This is a genomic window from Cognatundibacterium aquatile (genome assembly GCF_014699135.1).
GTDB lineage: Bacteria > Pseudomonadota > Gammaproteobacteria > Burkholderiales > Burkholderiaceae_D > Undibacterium > Undibacterium aquatile.
Genome location: NZ_JACOFT010000005.1, coordinates 20,603 through 36,649 on the forward strand (window position 1 = coordinate 20,603; position 16,047 = coordinate 36,649).

Sequence of the window (16,047 nt, forward strand, 5' to 3'; positions counted from 1 at the left end):
GTGCATTGAATTTTATGTAATTCAAAATATTGTTTAGTTGCCTGTATAAAAAATTAAATTGTATTTCGTCAGACTTGGTATTGAAACTCTATTTATCTCGAAAAAATTTCTGCAATAATCGTTTCGGAAATGTAAATATTTGTTTCAATTTGATTGATGCAGCAACAAGTAACAGCGGAGCCCAGCGTAAACAGACTGTTTCCTTGTATCAGAGACAGTCGTGCTGGTGAATTTCGCATGACACCTGTTGTTGTCATCTGGAAAAGATGAAACGCCCATCTGCGCAATCCTTGCGCAGTTTCGTTTTTAACCTGACCAACCAAGAACCATGACTGCTAAGCTAAGTAAATGCCTGACCGTGTTATTTGTTGTGTTTAGTTTCATCACTGGCGCGACAGCCCAAGAAAACCCCGTGCAATTCATGAGCCGTGCCAATGCTAAAGTGGCTCGCGCCGCCGCTTTAAAAAACCGCTGGGAAGGGCCGGTGGATGGCCCGAAAATGCACAAAAAAAAGAAAATTATTTTTATTGCCGGTGATATGAGTGATGCAGCGATTGCAGGTGTCTTTCACGGCGTCCGTGAAGCCAGTGCGGCGGGTGCCTGGGAGACATTGTCGATTGATTGCCGTGGCCGCTGTAATCAGGGCGCAGCCATCATTTCTCAGGCAATCGATATGAAGGCGGATGGCATTATTCTGGCGGGTGTCGATGTCGCGACGCAGGCCAAAGGAATCGCGGCAGCGGCAAAAGCGAAAGTACCTGTCGTTGGCTGGCATGCGTCTGTCAAGAGTGGCCCGACTGATGGTTTGTTCACAAATATCACTTCGAATCCGAAAGAAGCCGCGCAAGTAGCGGCCTTATTTACGGTCGTCGATTCGAACAGCAAAGCTGGTATCGTCGTTTTCACCGATTCCAGCAATCCCTATATGGCAGCCAAGTCGGCGGCAATGATAGAAGCGATCAAGCAATGCGACGGCTGCCGTATCCTCAGTGTCGAAGACGTGCCGCTCAGTGACGCTTATCTGAAAATGAAAGGTGTGGTGGAGAACGTAGTCAAACGTCACGGTGCGAAATGGACGCATGTGATGGCCGTGAATGACTTTTATTTTGATTTGCTGGATGCCTCAAGTATCGCGCCATTGGTGGCGTCCAACAAACTCTCGGGAATTTCCGCCGGTGACGGCTCTGCGACTGCTTACCGTCGTATCCGTAGCAAAGGAATACAAAGTGGCACGGTTCCTGAGCCTCTGACTATGCATGCGTGGCAACTGGTGGATGAACTTAACCGTGCATTCTCAGATCAGCCGGCCAGTGCGTTTGTGACGCCGGTACATCTGGTGACATCGCAAAATATCGCCTATGACGGTGGCGAGAAAAATACCTTTGATCCCGCCAACGACTATCGCAGTCATTATCAGCATATGTGGGCGAAATAGCTCGCAAGCACAGAGGCGTATCATTACACCATCAATAAAAAAGGCAGCTCACGCTGCCTTTTTTATTATTCATCGATTTTTTTACATCAATCAATCACCCATAGTTTGTGCGCATCCAGCTCCAGGCGGGCGTGGGCAAACAAAGCATCGATTTGCGCGGCTTCAGCGGCGAGTGTCGCATCAATTGCATTGCGACGGATTTGCAGTGTATCGCTGAGCGAGACCTCGCCCAGCTTATAGGCGGCCAGCGCCGTTGTTGCCTGCGCCTGGCTTTGCTGCTGTACTGCGTGCATGGTTTGCCAGATCGTATACTGCTTTTGACTTTCCGATACCACGCGCTGCGCTTCACGCGTTACTTTGAGCCGTGTGAACTGATATTTTTCTTCCGCCATTTTCGATTTCAGTGCCGCTGCACTGGCATCCGCTTTGCGAGCCGTACCTGATAAGGGAATAGAGATGCTGATGCCGTAGATGCGTTCCTGCCCGCTGCGCTCGCGTGCTGCGCGTATGCCTACGGTTGGGTCGGGCATCGTTTCGGCAGCAATTCTCGACGCCTGTAATTTTGACAGCGCCGCTTCTGCTTCGGCCAGTTCCAGCTCATGATTATCGTCCATGATCTGATCGACCCAATAGCTATGGCTTTGTTCTGTTTTCAAGGGCACCGGCAGCTGTGGCAGCTCGCTGATCTGCAGCCCTGAATACAAGGTTGCCAAGGCCTGTTTCTGCTGTTCTTCACGCAGTTGCGCTTGCTGCAATTGGGCTTCCACCCGTTTCGCTTCGGTATCTGCCAGCATCAGTTCCAGCCTGGCAGCGTCACCCGCTTTCACGCGTTTTTCCGCCATGCTGCGCAGTTGTACCGTGATATCAACTTGTTCTTGCAGGCGTTGGCGATAGGCGACCGCGCGCAAGGTGTCGAACCAGTCGTTGAGTAAGCTGCGACCAGCTTCATGCCAGCTATCGGCATACGACAGTTGTGCCATATCGACGGTTTTGTCACCGATGGCGGCATCTTTACTGGCTTTGCCAAACCAGCGCAATGGCCGTTCTATGGCGATTTCCTGATCGCGTAAGCTGTCGCCATTTTGTTCGGTGCGACGTGCTTGCGAGACCCGCATAACCCATTCATGGCTACCGGCTTCCAGACGTTGCTTGCTGGCCTGTGCGAGTTCTTTATTCAGTGTGCCGGAACGCAGTTGCGGCAGATTTTCCAGCGTTTTTCTTACCACTTGCTCCGGCGGCAGAATGGCAGCGATATCTGCTGGCGTTGCCGGAGGCAACACATTGGTCGCTCCAGCGATTGCTGAATAACTGGCGATACTGATCAGAGCCAGACGCATGGCGGTAGGTAAGATGTTGTTCATGACAGTCTCCCGAATTGCAAAACGGGGGTAATCCAATAGCTAATGTCCTGGCTTTTGATTTCCAGCGACAATTCTTTTAACAGCTGGCGCAGTTTTTCCTGCTCGCCGACGACCAGGAACAGCTTGCGTTTGCAGCGCCCCTGCACCTGTTCCATAGAACTCAGCAGATTGGCGCCTTGTCCCATGCCTTGTGCTGCGACGATAGTGAAGCCGCTCGCCAGCGCCGGGCGGAGTAATAAGAAGTCAGCAACCTCGTCTTCGAGTGTCACTGGGATCGCCAGATTCAGCAGGGCATCCATGTTTTTTTCAGATTGAGTCATGCCATATCCGTTCAGTTTTGTTTCGCACGTTTGTCGGTGGGAATGCCGAAGCGCTGAAATAGTATCGGTAACAGGATCAGGGTCAGCAGCGTCGCTGACACCAGACCACCGATCACCACGATCGCCAGCGGTTTCTGGATTTCAGAACCGGGGCCGGTCGCCATCAGCAAGGGAATCAGACCGAAACCCGTGATGCTGGCGGTCATCATGACCGGGCGGAAGCGCCGTAATGCACCTTCAGAAACCACTTCTTTGAGGGCAATACCGCGCGCCACCAGTTGATTGAAATAGCTGATCATGACCAGACCATTGAGTACCGCAATCCCCATCAGCGCAATAAAGCCGACCGACGCAGGTACCGACAGATATTCGCCAGTGACTGCCAGAGCGATCACGCCACCCAGCAATGCAAACGGAATATTCACGAACACCAGTAAAGCCTGACGTATGCTGTGCAGGGTCGTGAACAGCAGCAGGAAAATCAGTGCCAGTGCGACCGGCACTACCACCGCCAGCCGTGCGGCTGCCCTTTGCTGATTTTCAAATTGTCCGCCCCAGCTCAGACGATAGCCCGCTGGCAGCTTGACCTGCTGCGCCACTTTTGCTTTCGCTTCATCAACGAAGCTGACCAGATCGCGATCACGTACATTGGCTCTGACGACTGTCAGGCGCGAGGAATTTTCGCGTTCGACTTTGACCGGTCCTTCGACTGTGCGCAGACTGGCGACTTGCGACAAAGGAATAGACAGGTTATCGGTCACTGGCAGACGCAATTGCTGGAACAATGAAGGTGATATCTGCATCTGATCGCTGCCGCGTATCAGTAAAGGCAGACGTTGCCCTTCCTGTATCACGACGCCGCTGATCTTGCCTTCCACCAGCGTACGCAAGTCATTTTGTATCTGCTCGACGCTGAGGCCTAATCTGCCTGCGGCTTCGCGGTTGATATCGACTTGCAGGTATTGCACGCCCTCGTTCTTGACGCTGAGTACATCCTGACTGCCACTGACGCCAGAGACGACTTTCACGATCTGTTCTGCCAGCCCACCCAGAATCTGAGTGTTCGGGCCGTAAATTTTAATCGCCAGATCACCGCGCACACCTGACAACATCTCGGATGTACGCATTTCGATCGGCTGCGTGAAACTGAAATTCACCCCGGAAAATTCCATCGTCACTTTACGTAACTGATCAATGAGTTCGTCTTTGCTTTTGACCTTCCAGCTGGCGCGTGGCTTCAGTACCAGAAAGGTATCGGTTTCATTGAGCCCCATCGGGTCCAGACCGAGTTCATCGGAACCCGCGCGGGCGACGATACTGGTCACTTCCGGCACTTTTTCCAGAATGCGCTGTTGCACCGCCATGTCGATGCGGGCGGATTCCTGCAGATTGATCGACGGCAATTTTTCTATCTGCATGATGATGTCGCCTTCGTCCAGAGTCGGCATGAATGACTTACCGATGAACGGAAACAGACAGGCGGTCAGCAGCAGGGCGGCGACGGAGGCAAATGCGACTTTGCGTCCGTTGGCCAACGCCTTCGTCAGGGTGGCGCGGTACATCGCTTCCAGCTTCAGCACCAGTTTAGGTGTGCCGCTATGGCCGTCTTTCAGCAGGAAAGATGACAGCACGGGAATCACCGTCAGCGACAAAATTAATGACGATGCCAGTGCAAAAATAATCGTCAGTGCGACTGGTATGAATAATTTTCCTTCCAGTCCTTGCAGCGACAACAGCGGTAAAAACACAATCATAATCACCAGCATACCGGCGGTTACTGGTACCGCGACTTCCTTCACTGCGCGATAAATCACATGCAGGCGGCCAAGTTTAGGCTGACCGTGGTCACCACTATGCGCTTCAATATTTTCGACCACGACAACGGCAGCATCGACCAGCATACCAATTGCAATTGCCAGCCCGCCGAGTGACATCAGATTGGCGGTCAACCCGAAACTTTGCATCAGCAGGAAAGTACCGAGCGCCGATAAAGGCAGGATGCAGGCCACGACCAGCGCCGAGCGTACATTACCAAGGAACAGGTACAGCAACACCACGACCAGGATGGTTGCTTCCGCGAGTGCTTTGGTGACGGTGGAAACCGCACGTTCGACCAGATTGCCGCGGTCATAAAAAGGCTTGATGCTTGTGCCTGCCGGCAGCGTCTGATTGATCGTGATCAGGCGTTCGCGAATGTTATCGACAACTTGCTGCGCATTCGCACCACGCATTGCCAGTACCAGTGCCTCGACCGCTTCGCCTTTACCGTCTTTCGTGACGGTACCGTAGCGGGTCAGCTGACCGATTCTGACTTTCGCCACATCGCCGACTTTGATCGATACACCATCTCTTTGAGCGATGGCAATCGCCCGCACATCGTCGAGTGTACGGATGTTGCCATCACTGCGAACCAGCAAGGATTCTTCACCCGAAGACAAGCGACCCGCGCCGTCGTTACGATTATTCGCCTCCAATGCCGCTTGCAGCTGGGCGAGCGAGATGCCACGCGCAATCAATGCATCAGTATCAGGAACGATTTCAAAACTTTTCACCATGCCGCCTAGTGAATTGACATCCGCGACACCGGCGATATTGCGCAATTGCGGACGTATCGTCCATTCCAGCAAACTGCGTTTTTCCATCAGCGACAACGGGCCTTCAATGGTGAACATGAAAATTTCACCGAGTGGCGTGGTGATCGGTGCCAGACCGCCGCTGACAGATGCGGGCAGATCTTTCATCACGTTGCTGAGGCGTTCACTGACTTGCTGGCGGGCCCAGAACACATCGGTACCATCCTGAAAATCGAGTGTGATATCGGCAATCGCATATTTGGATTGCGAACGCAGTATCGCCTGTTTAGGAATGCCTAACAGTTCCTGCTCAATCGGCGCAACGATACGTGCTTCGATTTCTTCCGGAGTCATGCCCGGCGCTTTCATGATCAGTTTGACCTGCGTCGTCGACACATCCGGAAAGGCGTCGATAGGCAAGCCCTTAAAGGCCTGATAACCGGCAGCGATCATCAGTATGCTGGCAACGATGATCAGCAGACGCTGAGCGAGTGAAAATGCAATCAGTCGGGATAACATTATTGCGCTCCGCCTTCTTCAGCGCCAAGTCCGGCTCGTGCGCCTTTCAGCTGAATAATGCCCTGCGTGGCAATCTGGCTGCCGACTTGCAATTTCGGATTACTGCTGACCCAGGCATGTTGCCCGACTGTGCTTAACAGCTTGACTTTGACTGCTTCAAATCCCTGTGCATTTTTGACGAAGACATAGTGTTCGTTTTTACTCTGGATCAGGGCTTTGGCAGGAACACCTATGCTATTGGGCGGTATCACGCCGCTCTGGTGACGCGCATCAACGAATTGATTAAGTTTCAGACATGGATTGCCATCGATGACTTGTGTGCGTATCAGTGTGGTCTGGTTACCGCTCTGAATCTGGGACGAGATGGCGGTGACTTTGGCACTGGCGCAGTTATTCACCTGCATCAGATCGCCGATACGGATGCTGGATGCCTGCTGTGCCGATGCCTGTAATTCGACCCAGAACGCGCCGTCTTTGCTGATGCTTGCGATCGGTGTTCCCGCCTCTATACGTTGCCCGGGTTTGACATTGATTTCAGTCAGTATGCCGTTACTGTTGGCGCTGATTCTGAGCACCGACGTCAGATTCTGATTACTGAGTAACTGACGAATCTGGGTCTCGCCCATGCCGGCGCTGCGCAGCGCCTGATAGCGTTCTCTGGCAGCGACATCGGCCTGTATCGCCGCGGCACGACTGTCTTGCAGACGGCTTTGGGCGATGATGCCTTCGTTGAATAAGCCTTCATCCCGTTCGCGTTTTTCTTTCGCCAGTCTGGATTGAGTGGCGAGTTGTACGTATTCACGCTGCATCTCCATCAGTTGCTGGCTGAAGATAGTCACAATCGGATTACCGCTGCGTATCGGCTGCATAGACTGATGCTGCACTTCCTGCACAACGCCGCTGACCATGCTACTGATCATGCTGACTGCATTGGGTGGTGCCACGACCGTACCGGATAAATGCTGACCTTCGGCCGCACTTGCTTTGCCGTCGCTTTTGGCGGTATCTGCTGCAATCGCTGCTTCGGTTTTGATTCCCGCGCGCAGTATCTGCTCGTTTGTCAGTTTGATCTGGTTATTGGTTTCTGCGACTGCCGCACCACAGCTCAATAACGCTGAAAATGTACAGAAAATCAGTTGTTTGCGGACGCCGCTACGGTGTTGCAGTTGTCGTTTTTTCGTGATCATCATGATGTACCCTTGGCTTGAATAGACGTATTCTGGAATGAATATCTTAAGAACTCCTTAACAACTCGCCGTTACAATGCATTCGACAGTTACAGGAGGCCACAGGAGGTATGCAATGCGCATATTATTAGTTGAAGATGATCCCCAATTAGGTCGGGCGACACAAATCGGGCTGGATCAGTCCGGTTATGCCGTTGACTGGGTGCAGACAGCGGATAGCGCCTTATCTGCGGTAAAAACACATGACTATGCTTGTATTCTGCTCGATCTCGGCTTGCCTCAGGTGGACGGCATGGTGGTGCTGACGCGGCTGCGGGCATCAGGATTTGCCGGAGCGATACTGATCGTCACGGCACGCGAACAGATTGCAGATCGCGTCGCAGGGCTTGATGCCGGAGCTGATGACTTTATTATAAAACCTTTCGATCTCGATGAACTCGCGGCACGTATCCGTTCTGCATCACGCCGTAGCGGCGGGCGTACGCGCGAAGTGATTCATCATGGTGACATTGTGATGGATATTGCCGCCCGCTCGGTCACGGTGAAGGCGCTTCCTGTCGTTCTGACCGCCAAGGAATTCCGGGTGCTGCTGATGTTGTTTGAGCATCTTGGCCGTGTGCTTACCCGCGAACAACTGGAAGAAACGCTGTATAGCTGGGGTGAGGAAATCGAAAGTAATGCAATTCAGGTACACATTCATCATCTGCGCAAAAAACTTGGCAAACACCTGATCCGCACGATACATGCCGTGGGCTACGTCATTGATAAGCCCGGTGCAACTGCGCCAGAGGAGGCGCAATGAATATGAGCATGCCCGCGCGCTGGTCGCTGCGCCGCACTTTATTGGCGCTGGTACTGACGCTGACAGTCAGTATCTGGTGTTTCAGTGCCGTGGTTGTGTATCTGGATGCCGATGCCGAAAGCCGCGAACTGTTTGACCAGTCTTTATCCGAAACCGGACATTTACTGCTGGCGCTGGCCGATCATGAACTCGAAGAACATGTGGAAATGGCAGCGCCTACTCTGACCGAAATACATGACGGCAAACACAGCAAATATCTGTTGTTTCAGATCTGGGACGGGCAGCATCGCCTGATCTATCGCAGCGCTGGTGCGCCGGAAACGGCGTTCACGTCCTTATCGCTGGAAAGCGATAATCAGTTTGGCTGGATACGTATGGAAGGGCAGGAATGGCGCACATACAGCAGCTGGAACGCGCGTCAGAATATGCAGATACAAGTCGCCGAACCGAGTAGTCACCGCAAGGAAATCAGCAGCCGTTTTGCGTATAAATTAATGTTGTTCGCTTTGTTGGTGGTGCCTTTACTCGTCGTCGGCTTGTGGTGGAGTGTGAACCGCGTTTTCCGTAGTCTGCAAACGGTGGCAAACGAAGTTTCTCAGCGTATGCCGGGTGATTTGCATCAGTTGAACCTGCGTGGTGCGCCGACAGAAATTCATCCTTTGCTGCATGCGATTAACCGATTGTTTGAACGCGTCAGCCAGACGCTGGAACGGGAACAACGATTTACTGCCGATGCCGCACATGAGTTGCGCACACCGCTGGCGGCTATTAAAACCAATCTGCAAGTCATACAGCGCGCACGTAACGATGATGAGCGAGCAGAGGCCGCGGCGGGCTTAGGCACCAGCGTTGATCGTGCGACCCGGCTGGTCGGGCAATTGATGACGCTGGCAAAGCTGGAGCCACCCTACGACAAAAACCTGGTATTCCAAGAAACCGATCTGGCGAATTTACTGCAACCGCAAATGGCAGGTTGGCAGACGCAGGCAGAAAAAGCGCAAATCAGCTTCAGCGCAGAGCTGCATTCTGGGATTGCCTTGATACATGCGGAAAGCATACTGATTTTATTCCGCAATCTGATGGACAATGCGCTGCGCTACACGCCAGTGGGTGGGCGTGTGCAAGTCTCTTGCGGTCAGACCGAAAATGGCGTGTATCTGCGTATTGCCGATAACGGCGCCGGTATCCCAGAGGAGATGCGTGAGCGTGTATTTCAGCGTTTCGTGCGCTTGTCCGACGCGACGATTCCGGGCAGCGGTCTGGGATTATCGATCGTCAAAAGCATCGCCGACAATCATCACGCGACGCTGACACTGGCTGAGGGGCTGGATGAACGAGGCTTAGGTGTGACGCTGGTCTTTCCTTTGTACGCTGCTGCGGTTCAGCCCGCCATACAGTCAACAATACCGCCAACATCGTCAGCGCAGTAATAGTGTAGTAATAGTTTTTCCGTCTGCGCTGTGGCTGGCGTATCCAGCGTAAAATGTCGCCGCTATCTACTTTTTATGCCTCGCGCGGTGTCTGCGTTTCCAGCACCGCGCATGTCCTGTTCAGCTATTCATGTCAATCCGATCCGCTCCTCATTCCACCACTTCAGCCACATCTGCGAGTAAACCTCATGTAATCGTAATCGGTGGCGGCCCTGCGGGTCTGATGGCGGCAGAAACGCTGTCGCAGTGCGGTGTGCAAGTGGATTTGTATGACGCAATGCCTACCGTTGGACGCAAATTTTTGCTGGCAGGTAAGGGCGGCATGAACCTGACCCATTCAGAAGAATTTTCTGCGTTCATCCAGCGTTACGGTAGCCGTGCCGCCGATTTGCAGCCGCTCTTGCAAGCGTTTGACGCACAGGCATTGCGCGCCTGGGCGCAGGGGCTGGGCGTAGAGACTTTTGTCGGTAGTTCCGGCCGGGTGTTTCCGGTGGATATGAAAGCCGCACCTTTGCTGCGCGCATGGTTGCATCGCCTACGTGAACAGGGCGTGCGCTTTCACATGCGGCATCGCTGGACAGGCTGGAGCGAGGCACCGCAGACGTTGCGTTTTCAGATGCCTGAGGGTGATTTGAATATCAGCGCCGATGCAGTGATACTGGCGCTGGGCGGTGCCAGCTGGGCGCGGTTGGGGTCTGATGGCGCCTGGGTACCGTTGTTGCAGCAACGTGGCGTTGATATCGCAGCTTTGCAGCCTGCCAATTGCGGCTTTGATGTGCCGTGGACAGATTTTCTGAAAAATAAATTTGCCGGTCAGCCTTTGCTGACGGTGGCCGCCCGTGCTCAGGATGCGGATGTGCGCTCCAGCATGCGCAAAGGGCAATTCGTGATCACGGCCGGCGGTGTTGAAGGCAGCCTGATTTACGCCTTGTCTGCAGCCTTGCGCGAGCAGATCAATCGTCGCGGACATGCGGTGCTGGAACTCGATCTGCTGCCCGATAAAAGTGCTGATCGTGTGCTGAGTGAAGTCAGCGCAGGGCGCGGTTCACGTTCTTTATCAAGTCATTTGCAGAGCAAGCTCGGGCTCGATGCATTGAAAATCGCCTTACTGCATGAAGTGTTGAGCAAAGAGCAAATGCAACAGGCAGACGTTCTTGCCAGCGCCATTAAACAGCTGCCACTGCGCCTTATTTCACCACGTCCGATTGATGAAGCGATCAGCACTGCCGGTGGCATCCGTTTTGAAGCACTTGATGCCAGCGCCATGCTACGTGCTTGTCCTGGAGTCTTCTGTGCCGGTGAAATGCTGGATTGGGAAGCACCTACCGGTGGTTATCTGCTGACCGCCTGCTTTGCCAGCGGCCGCCATGCAGCGCAGGCGGCGATGCAGTATCTCGACGCCCGCTAATACCCTCGCGCCTGGCAAGGTTGTCACCAGTATTTTTCTGATTCATTGTTACAATTCATTAAGTTTCCATGTAGTAATTTTTATTGCATCAGTTGCATTGTTTCTTTATGAATGAATCCAGAAATACTCCGCGCCTTCCTGTGTCGTGGCGGGCTGCAATACAAGTTGTTCCCGGTCATATCGTTCCTGCCAAAGTCGTCAATTTTTCTGCGACCGGCATACAACTGCAAACCAGCGTGATGCTGAAAGAAAAACAGTCTTATCAGATGATGATGGAGATCCCCAGTGTCAAGGACGCATCGGCACGTACGCAGGTTGTTGTTAAAGCCAGTTGTGTATATACGATACTCAGCGGTGACGCCTATCGCGCGGGTCTGAAATGCACCGATTATCCGCCTGAACACCGTCCTTTACTCGAGAGCTGGGGCGGCTGATCGTCAGCTTCCTCGTCAGGTCCTTGCTACGTTTCGCCAGCGGATGTCCGGCAGCAGAGATGCGGCTGTGTTATAAACACTGCGTGCCAATAACAGAATTTTGTCTAAGCAGATGACTATGAGTACAGAGAATGCTCTTCCGGATACCGCGCAGCGGGTCGCCAGTTTGTTACGCGAATTAGGCCACGATCAGCCGGTCGTGATGCTGCCTGAAAGTGGCAGAACGTCCGCCGAAGCGGCCGCCGGATTAGGCTGCAGCGTTGCCGAGATTGCCAAATCCATCGTTTTTCGCCGTGTTGCCGATGATGCTGCGGTGATGGTGGTTGCCAGCGGCAGCAATCGGGTTGACGAGAAAAAAGTGGCGGCAAGCGTCGGGCCGCTGGCGAAAGCCGACGCCCGTTTTGTCCGCGAAAAGATTGGTTATGCGATTGGTGGCGTGTGCCCCGTCGGTCATCTGCAAAAAAGTGTGATGCTGATCGATCAGGATTTATTGCAATACCCTAAAGTCTGGGCGGCGGCCGGTCATCCGCACGCTGTATTCAGCCTGACCCCACAACAACTGGTCGCCATGACCGCTGCGCCAGTTGCCGATATTGCCTTGCAAACATGAGTATTCTGTACGATTACGATCCTGATTCCGCCAGCCCTGAGCAGGCCGTTCCCTCACCCTGCGTCGGCGTTTGTCGCATGGATGAAAAAAAAGCCTGGTGTGCCGGTTGTTTTCGCACCATAGACGAATTGACGGGCTGGAGCACGGCCAGTAACCCAGTCAAATTGCAGATCTGGCGTCAGGTAAAAGAACGGATGTTTTAAGCCAGCCAGCGGGAAAAATCCTATGCCAGACACGCTTATTCAACTTCCTGCCAGCATGCGTGTGTTCGAGCGCGGCTGGTTGTCGTCGAACAATATCCTGTTTGTGGATGACGATACAGCGGCGTTGGTGGACAGCGGTTATGTGACCCATGCGCCGCAAACGCTGGCGCTGTTACAACATGCCTTGCAAGGTCGTGCGCTCGATTTGCTGGTCAATACTCATTTACATTCAGATCATTGCGGCGGCAATGCCTTGCTGCAGCAGACTTACGACTGCAGCACTCTGATTCCCGTTGCCGACATGCCTGCCGTGGCGGCGTGGGATGAGGAGGCACTCACCTACGCTGCAACCGGCCAGCAGTGCGCGCCTTTTCGTTTCGATGGCAGTATCGCGGATGGCGATCAGCTACGGCTGGGCGGACTCGACTGGCAGGTGCTGGCGGCACCCGGGCATGATCCGCATTCGATGATTCTGTATTGCCCGCAAGAAGGCATACTGATTTCAGCCGATGCCTTGTGGGAAAACGGCTTTGGTGTGATTTTTCCTGAGCTCGAAGGTGAATCCGGCTTTGCCGAACAAGCGGCCATTTTGCAAACCATCAGCGAACTCGACGTGCGGCTGGTAATACCGGGTCATGGCGCTCCATTCTCCGATGTGCAGGGCGCATTGCAACGTGCACGTCAGCGGCTGGATTATCTGAGTGCCGACCCCCAACGTAATGCCCGCAATGCGCTGAAAGTCTTGCTCGCGTTTATTCTGCTCGACACGCAGCAGTTGCATCTCGATCAGGCGCTGCTGCAATTCAACAGCAGCCGTTTGATGCGTTCTGCCGCCCGTCAGCTAGCCATGCCAGCGCAGGAATTGCTGCAACAGATCGCCGCCGAGTTGGTACGCGCAGGCGTCGCCCGCCTGGAAGACGGGCTGTTACTGAATAATCGCTAAGATCTGAAGCTGACTTATTTCAACTGATAGTTCGCTTCTGTGAATGGATGCAGCGGTGCCAGATCACCGAATTGCGTCGCGCGCCCCTGTTGTTTTGCCATAAACGCTTCCATCAGATTCGCACTTTGCCAGATACCTGATTGCAGCCAGCCCATTTGTTGCAAGGCATCGTGGGTAGAATGATCGCGGGCATAATGTATTGCCTGCTTGCTGCCCCAGATCGCTACTGGCGGTTTTTCAGCGATTTCTTTCGCCATTTGCAGCGCACCTTCCAGCATCGCTTCCTGCGTATCAAACACCTCATTCACGAGTCCCACCGCTTGCGCACGCTGGGCTGGTAAACGGCGTCCGGTGTACGCCATTTCATGCACGATGCCTTCCGGGATCAGTTTTGGCAGGCGTTGCAGTGTACCCAGATCGGCCGTCATGCCGATATTGATTTCCTGTATGCAGAAGAACGCGTCTTTGCTGGCGAGGCGGATATCGCTGGTGCAGATCAGATCGACACCACCACCGATGCAGCCGCCCTGAATTGCGCTGATCACCGGCATACGTAATTGCTCGATCAGATTGAACGACTGATGCATATCCTGCAGCACCAGCGCAATATTGGCGCGGCCGATTGCATTGTTATCGTCCAGCGTGATGCCGTTGCCGGAAAACACGTCCAGCGCCATGCCTGCGGTGAAATGCTTACCCGTGGATGAAATGATCAGCACCCGCGCCGATGCTTCACGCTGTAATTTTTGCAGTATCTCGACCAGCTCGCGGAAAAAAACCGGTTGCATGGTGTTGAGGCTGTCGGGACGATTAAAGCGCAGATGGGCGATTTTCTGATCGATGCTGAAGTCAAAACATTGGTAAGTCATCGTGTTTCCTTGTTTAGCCAGGTGGATGTTGAAGTGAGATCAAAACGGCGCGTACAGCAGATTGGAACAGCTCATCAGCATGTTCCTGTTTCAGATAAAAACCTTTCAGCTCCAGGCTGATGACGCCATGCATGGCAGCCCATAACAGACGTGCGGCGGCACTCGGGCTGGAGGCGGGCAGACTGCCGGTTTGCATGCAGTGTTCAAATTCGGCTATCAGTGGTGTGAACGATTCCCATGCCGCCTGGCGCGATTCCGGCGGCGGCACAAAACCGGCAATCGCGTCGCCAAACATCACCATGTAATAACTCGGATAACGCCGCGCAAACGCGTGATAGTTATTTGCATACAGCCATAAGCGCTGGATGCCGCGGGCTTTTTGCTCGTCAGCTAAAGTGGCTTCGTAGCTCAGAAATTCACTTTTGAAGCGCTCAAATCCTTCCAGATACAGCGCATTGGATAAACCGTCTTTGCCACCGAAAATCGAATACAGCAAGGTCGTCGAGCAATTCACTGCTTCCGCCACTTTACGCACCGTCAGCGCGGCAGCGCCTTCGGTTTGCAGAAAATGGCTGGCGGCATCCAGCATTCCTTCGCGCAGCGAGCTGCGCAGCGCTTCCTGACTCTGGCGGAAATCAACAACTTTCGGTTTCATCGGTATCACTTTATGGCGAATGGGCTTGCTTCTGAGTTGGTTCACGCTGATGCTTGTGAATAACAACGTTTTTTCTGATAACATCATATCAGGCATGTAAAAAATTACCAAAAAAAGCAGCAAAAATATCTACTACGATCTGTTCACCGGAGACCATCAGTATGACCAGTACCTCTCATCTGCCGAAAGCCTTACAAAATCTGGCTTTACCTGTTATCGCCTCGCCTATGTTTATCGCCAGCGGCCCGAAGCTGGTTGCTGCACAATGTAAAGCGGGTATCGTCGGCTCGTTTCCTGCGTTGAATGCCCGTCCGGCGGAATTGCTCGATACCTGGCTGACCGATCTGCAAAATGAATTAGCCGCCTACAAAGCCGCCAACCCTGATGCGAAAGTTGGCCCGATTGCCGTGAATCAGATCGTGCATCAGTCGAATGACAGGCTCGCGCATGATGTCGAGGTGTGCGTCAAGCATCAGGTTCCCATCATTATCTCGTCGTTGCGTGCGCCGCCGCCAGAAATGCTGGATGCGATACACAGCTATGGCGGCATCGTCCTGCATGATGTGATTTCTATCCGCCATGCACAGAAAGCGCTGGAAGCCGGTGTCGATGGCCTGATTCTGGTCGCCGCTGGCGCTGGTGGTCATGCCGGTGGCTTATCGCCATTTGCGCTGGTCGGTGAAGTCCGCAAATTTTTCAAAGGGCCGATTGCGCTGTCCGGTTCAATTGCGACCGGCGACGCGATTCTGGCGGCACAGGCAATGGGTGCCGATTTTGCGTACATTGGTTCACGCTGGCTGGCAACGCCGGAATCGAATGTGGATGAGGCTTATCGCCAGGCCATCATAGAATCGAGTGCTGCCGATATCGTCTACACCAATCTGTTTACTGGCGTGCATGGCAACTACCTCAGAAAATCGATCATCGCCGCCGGGCTTGATCCCGACAACCTGCCGGTTTCGGACAAATCCAAAATGAATTTCGGTTCCGGTGGCAACAGCGGTGCGAAAGCCTGGCGCGACATCTGGGGTGCCGGGCAAGGCGTCGGTCTGATGGATGATGCGCCGAGTGTCGCCGAAGTCGTACAGCGCTTCAGTGCTGAATACCAGGCAGCAAAGGCGCGCCTGCTGGCGCTGTAAGCAGCAACCCTGCCACAGACTGACGGACTGGCAAGCGCAGCATGTCTGTCGTCGGCCAGTCTGTGGAGGATTGTTAAATTGCCTGATGGAATTCAAGCGGAATTCAAGTTTAAACAGCGCAGGCCGTAAACAGACTATCCCGACCTGAATCCGTCTAAT

15 protein-coding genes are annotated in these 16,047 nt (G+C 53.6%); 9 read left to right on the plus strand and 6 right to left on the minus strand.

What is annotated here, in order from left to right; translation table 11 throughout:
* The first annotated feature begins 328 nt into the window (after positions 1-328).
* Positions 329-1,435, plus strand: coding sequence for a substrate-binding domain-containing protein (locus H8K26_RS13385; protein WP_190480207.1), 1,107 nt, complete (start codon positions 329-331; stop codon positions 1,433-1,435).
* A gap of 86 nt (positions 1,436-1,521) precedes the next feature.
* Here H8K26_RS13385 and H8K26_RS13390 read toward each other — a convergent pair whose 3' ends face one another.
* Genes H8K26_RS13390 through H8K26_RS13405 form a run of 4 tightly spaced genes read right to left on the minus strand, consistent with a single transcriptional unit; the run spans position 1,522 to position 7,398 of the window.
* A complete protein-coding gene (locus tag H8K26_RS13390; protein WP_186897595.1) occupies positions 1,522-2,796 on the minus strand; it encodes a TolC family protein in 1,275 nt (424 codons plus the stop codon).
* On the minus strand, positions 2,793-3,116 hold the full coding sequence (locus tag H8K26_RS13395; RefSeq protein WP_186884291.1) for a DUF3240 family protein: 324 nt from the start codon (positions 3,114-3,116) through the stop codon (positions 2,793-2,795). The genes H8K26_RS13390 and H8K26_RS13395 overlap by 4 nt, the downstream gene beginning before the upstream one ends.
* An 11-nt stretch (positions 3,117-3,127) precedes the next feature.
* Complete coding sequence (locus H8K26_RS13400) at positions 3,128-6,208, minus strand: efflux RND transporter permease subunit (RefSeq protein ID WP_190480209.1); 3,081 nt, start codon at positions 6,206-6,208, stop codon at positions 3,128-3,130.
* Entirely contained in the window at positions 6,208-7,398 is a 1,191-nt protein-coding gene (locus tag H8K26_RS13405) for an efflux RND transporter periplasmic adaptor subunit (RefSeq protein WP_190480211.1), read from the minus strand. The genes H8K26_RS13400 and H8K26_RS13405 overlap by 1 nt, the downstream gene beginning before the upstream one ends.
* 112 nt (positions 7,399-7,510) lie before the next feature.
* On the opposite strand from H8K26_RS13405, the gene H8K26_RS13410 reads away from it, so the two are divergent.
* The 7 genes from H8K26_RS13410 (at position 7,511) to H8K26_RS13440 (ending at position 13,225) form a co-directional block, all read left to right on the plus strand.
* Positions 7,511-8,197, plus strand: a complete 687-nt coding sequence (locus H8K26_RS13410; protein WP_190480213.1) for a response regulator — start codon at positions 7,511-7,513, stop codon at positions 8,195-8,197.
* On the plus strand, positions 8,194-9,627 hold the full coding sequence (locus tag H8K26_RS13415) for an ATP-binding protein (RefSeq protein ID WP_190480215.1): 1,434 nt from the start codon (positions 8,194-8,196) through the stop codon (positions 9,625-9,627). The genes H8K26_RS13410 and H8K26_RS13415 overlap by 4 nt, the downstream gene beginning before the upstream one ends.
* Before the next feature lie 130 nt (positions 9,628-9,757).
* On the plus strand, positions 9,758-11,035 hold the full coding sequence (locus tag H8K26_RS13420) for a TIGR03862 family flavoprotein (protein ID WP_190480217.1): 1,278 nt from the start codon (positions 9,758-9,760) through the stop codon (positions 11,033-11,035).
* 107 nt (positions 11,036-11,142) lie between these two features.
* Positions 11,143-11,469: a PilZ domain-containing protein gene (locus H8K26_RS13425; protein ID WP_186884297.1), complete on the plus strand. Its 327-nt coding sequence runs from the start codon at positions 11,143-11,145 to the stop codon at positions 11,467-11,469.
* Positions 11,470-11,581: 112 nt separating this feature from the next.
* A complete protein-coding gene (locus H8K26_RS13430; protein WP_190480219.1) occupies positions 11,582-12,079 on the plus strand; it encodes a YbaK/EbsC family protein in 498 nt (165 codons plus the stop codon).
* Positions 12,076-12,282, plus strand: a complete 207-nt coding sequence (locus tag H8K26_RS13435) for a DUF1289 domain-containing protein (RefSeq protein ID WP_186884299.1) — start codon at positions 12,076-12,078, stop codon at positions 12,280-12,282. The genes H8K26_RS13430 and H8K26_RS13435 overlap by 4 nt, the downstream gene beginning before the upstream one ends.
* A gap of 22 nt (positions 12,283-12,304) precedes the next feature.
* Entirely contained in the window at positions 12,305-13,225 is a 921-nt protein-coding gene (locus H8K26_RS13440) for an MBL fold metallo-hydrolase (RefSeq protein WP_223827033.1), read from the plus strand.
* Between the two features lie 14 nt (positions 13,226-13,239).
* Here the strand turns inward: H8K26_RS13440 and H8K26_RS13445 are convergent, their stop codons facing one another.
* Together H8K26_RS13445 and H8K26_RS13450 are read right to left on the minus strand one after the other, a co-directional pair.
* Positions 13,240-14,094, minus strand: a complete 855-nt coding sequence (locus H8K26_RS13445; RefSeq protein ID WP_190480221.1) for an enoyl-CoA hydratase-related protein — start codon at positions 14,092-14,094, stop codon at positions 13,240-13,242.
* 13 nt (positions 14,095-14,107) lie between these two features.
* Positions 14,108-14,749 carry a TetR/AcrR family transcriptional regulator gene (locus tag H8K26_RS13450; RefSeq protein ID WP_190480224.1) on the minus strand — a complete coding sequence of 214 codons (642 nt, stop codon included), beginning with the start codon at positions 14,747-14,749 and terminating at the stop codon, positions 14,108-14,110.
* A 161-nt stretch (positions 14,750-14,910) separates the two neighbouring features.
* Here H8K26_RS13450 and H8K26_RS13455 point away from each other — a divergent pair, with 161 nt between their 5' ends.
* Complete coding sequence (locus tag H8K26_RS13455; RefSeq protein WP_186897606.1) at positions 14,911-15,888, plus strand: NAD(P)H-dependent flavin oxidoreductase; 978 nt, start codon at positions 14,911-14,913, stop codon at positions 15,886-15,888.
* Positions 15,889-16,047: the final 159 nt, after the last annotated feature.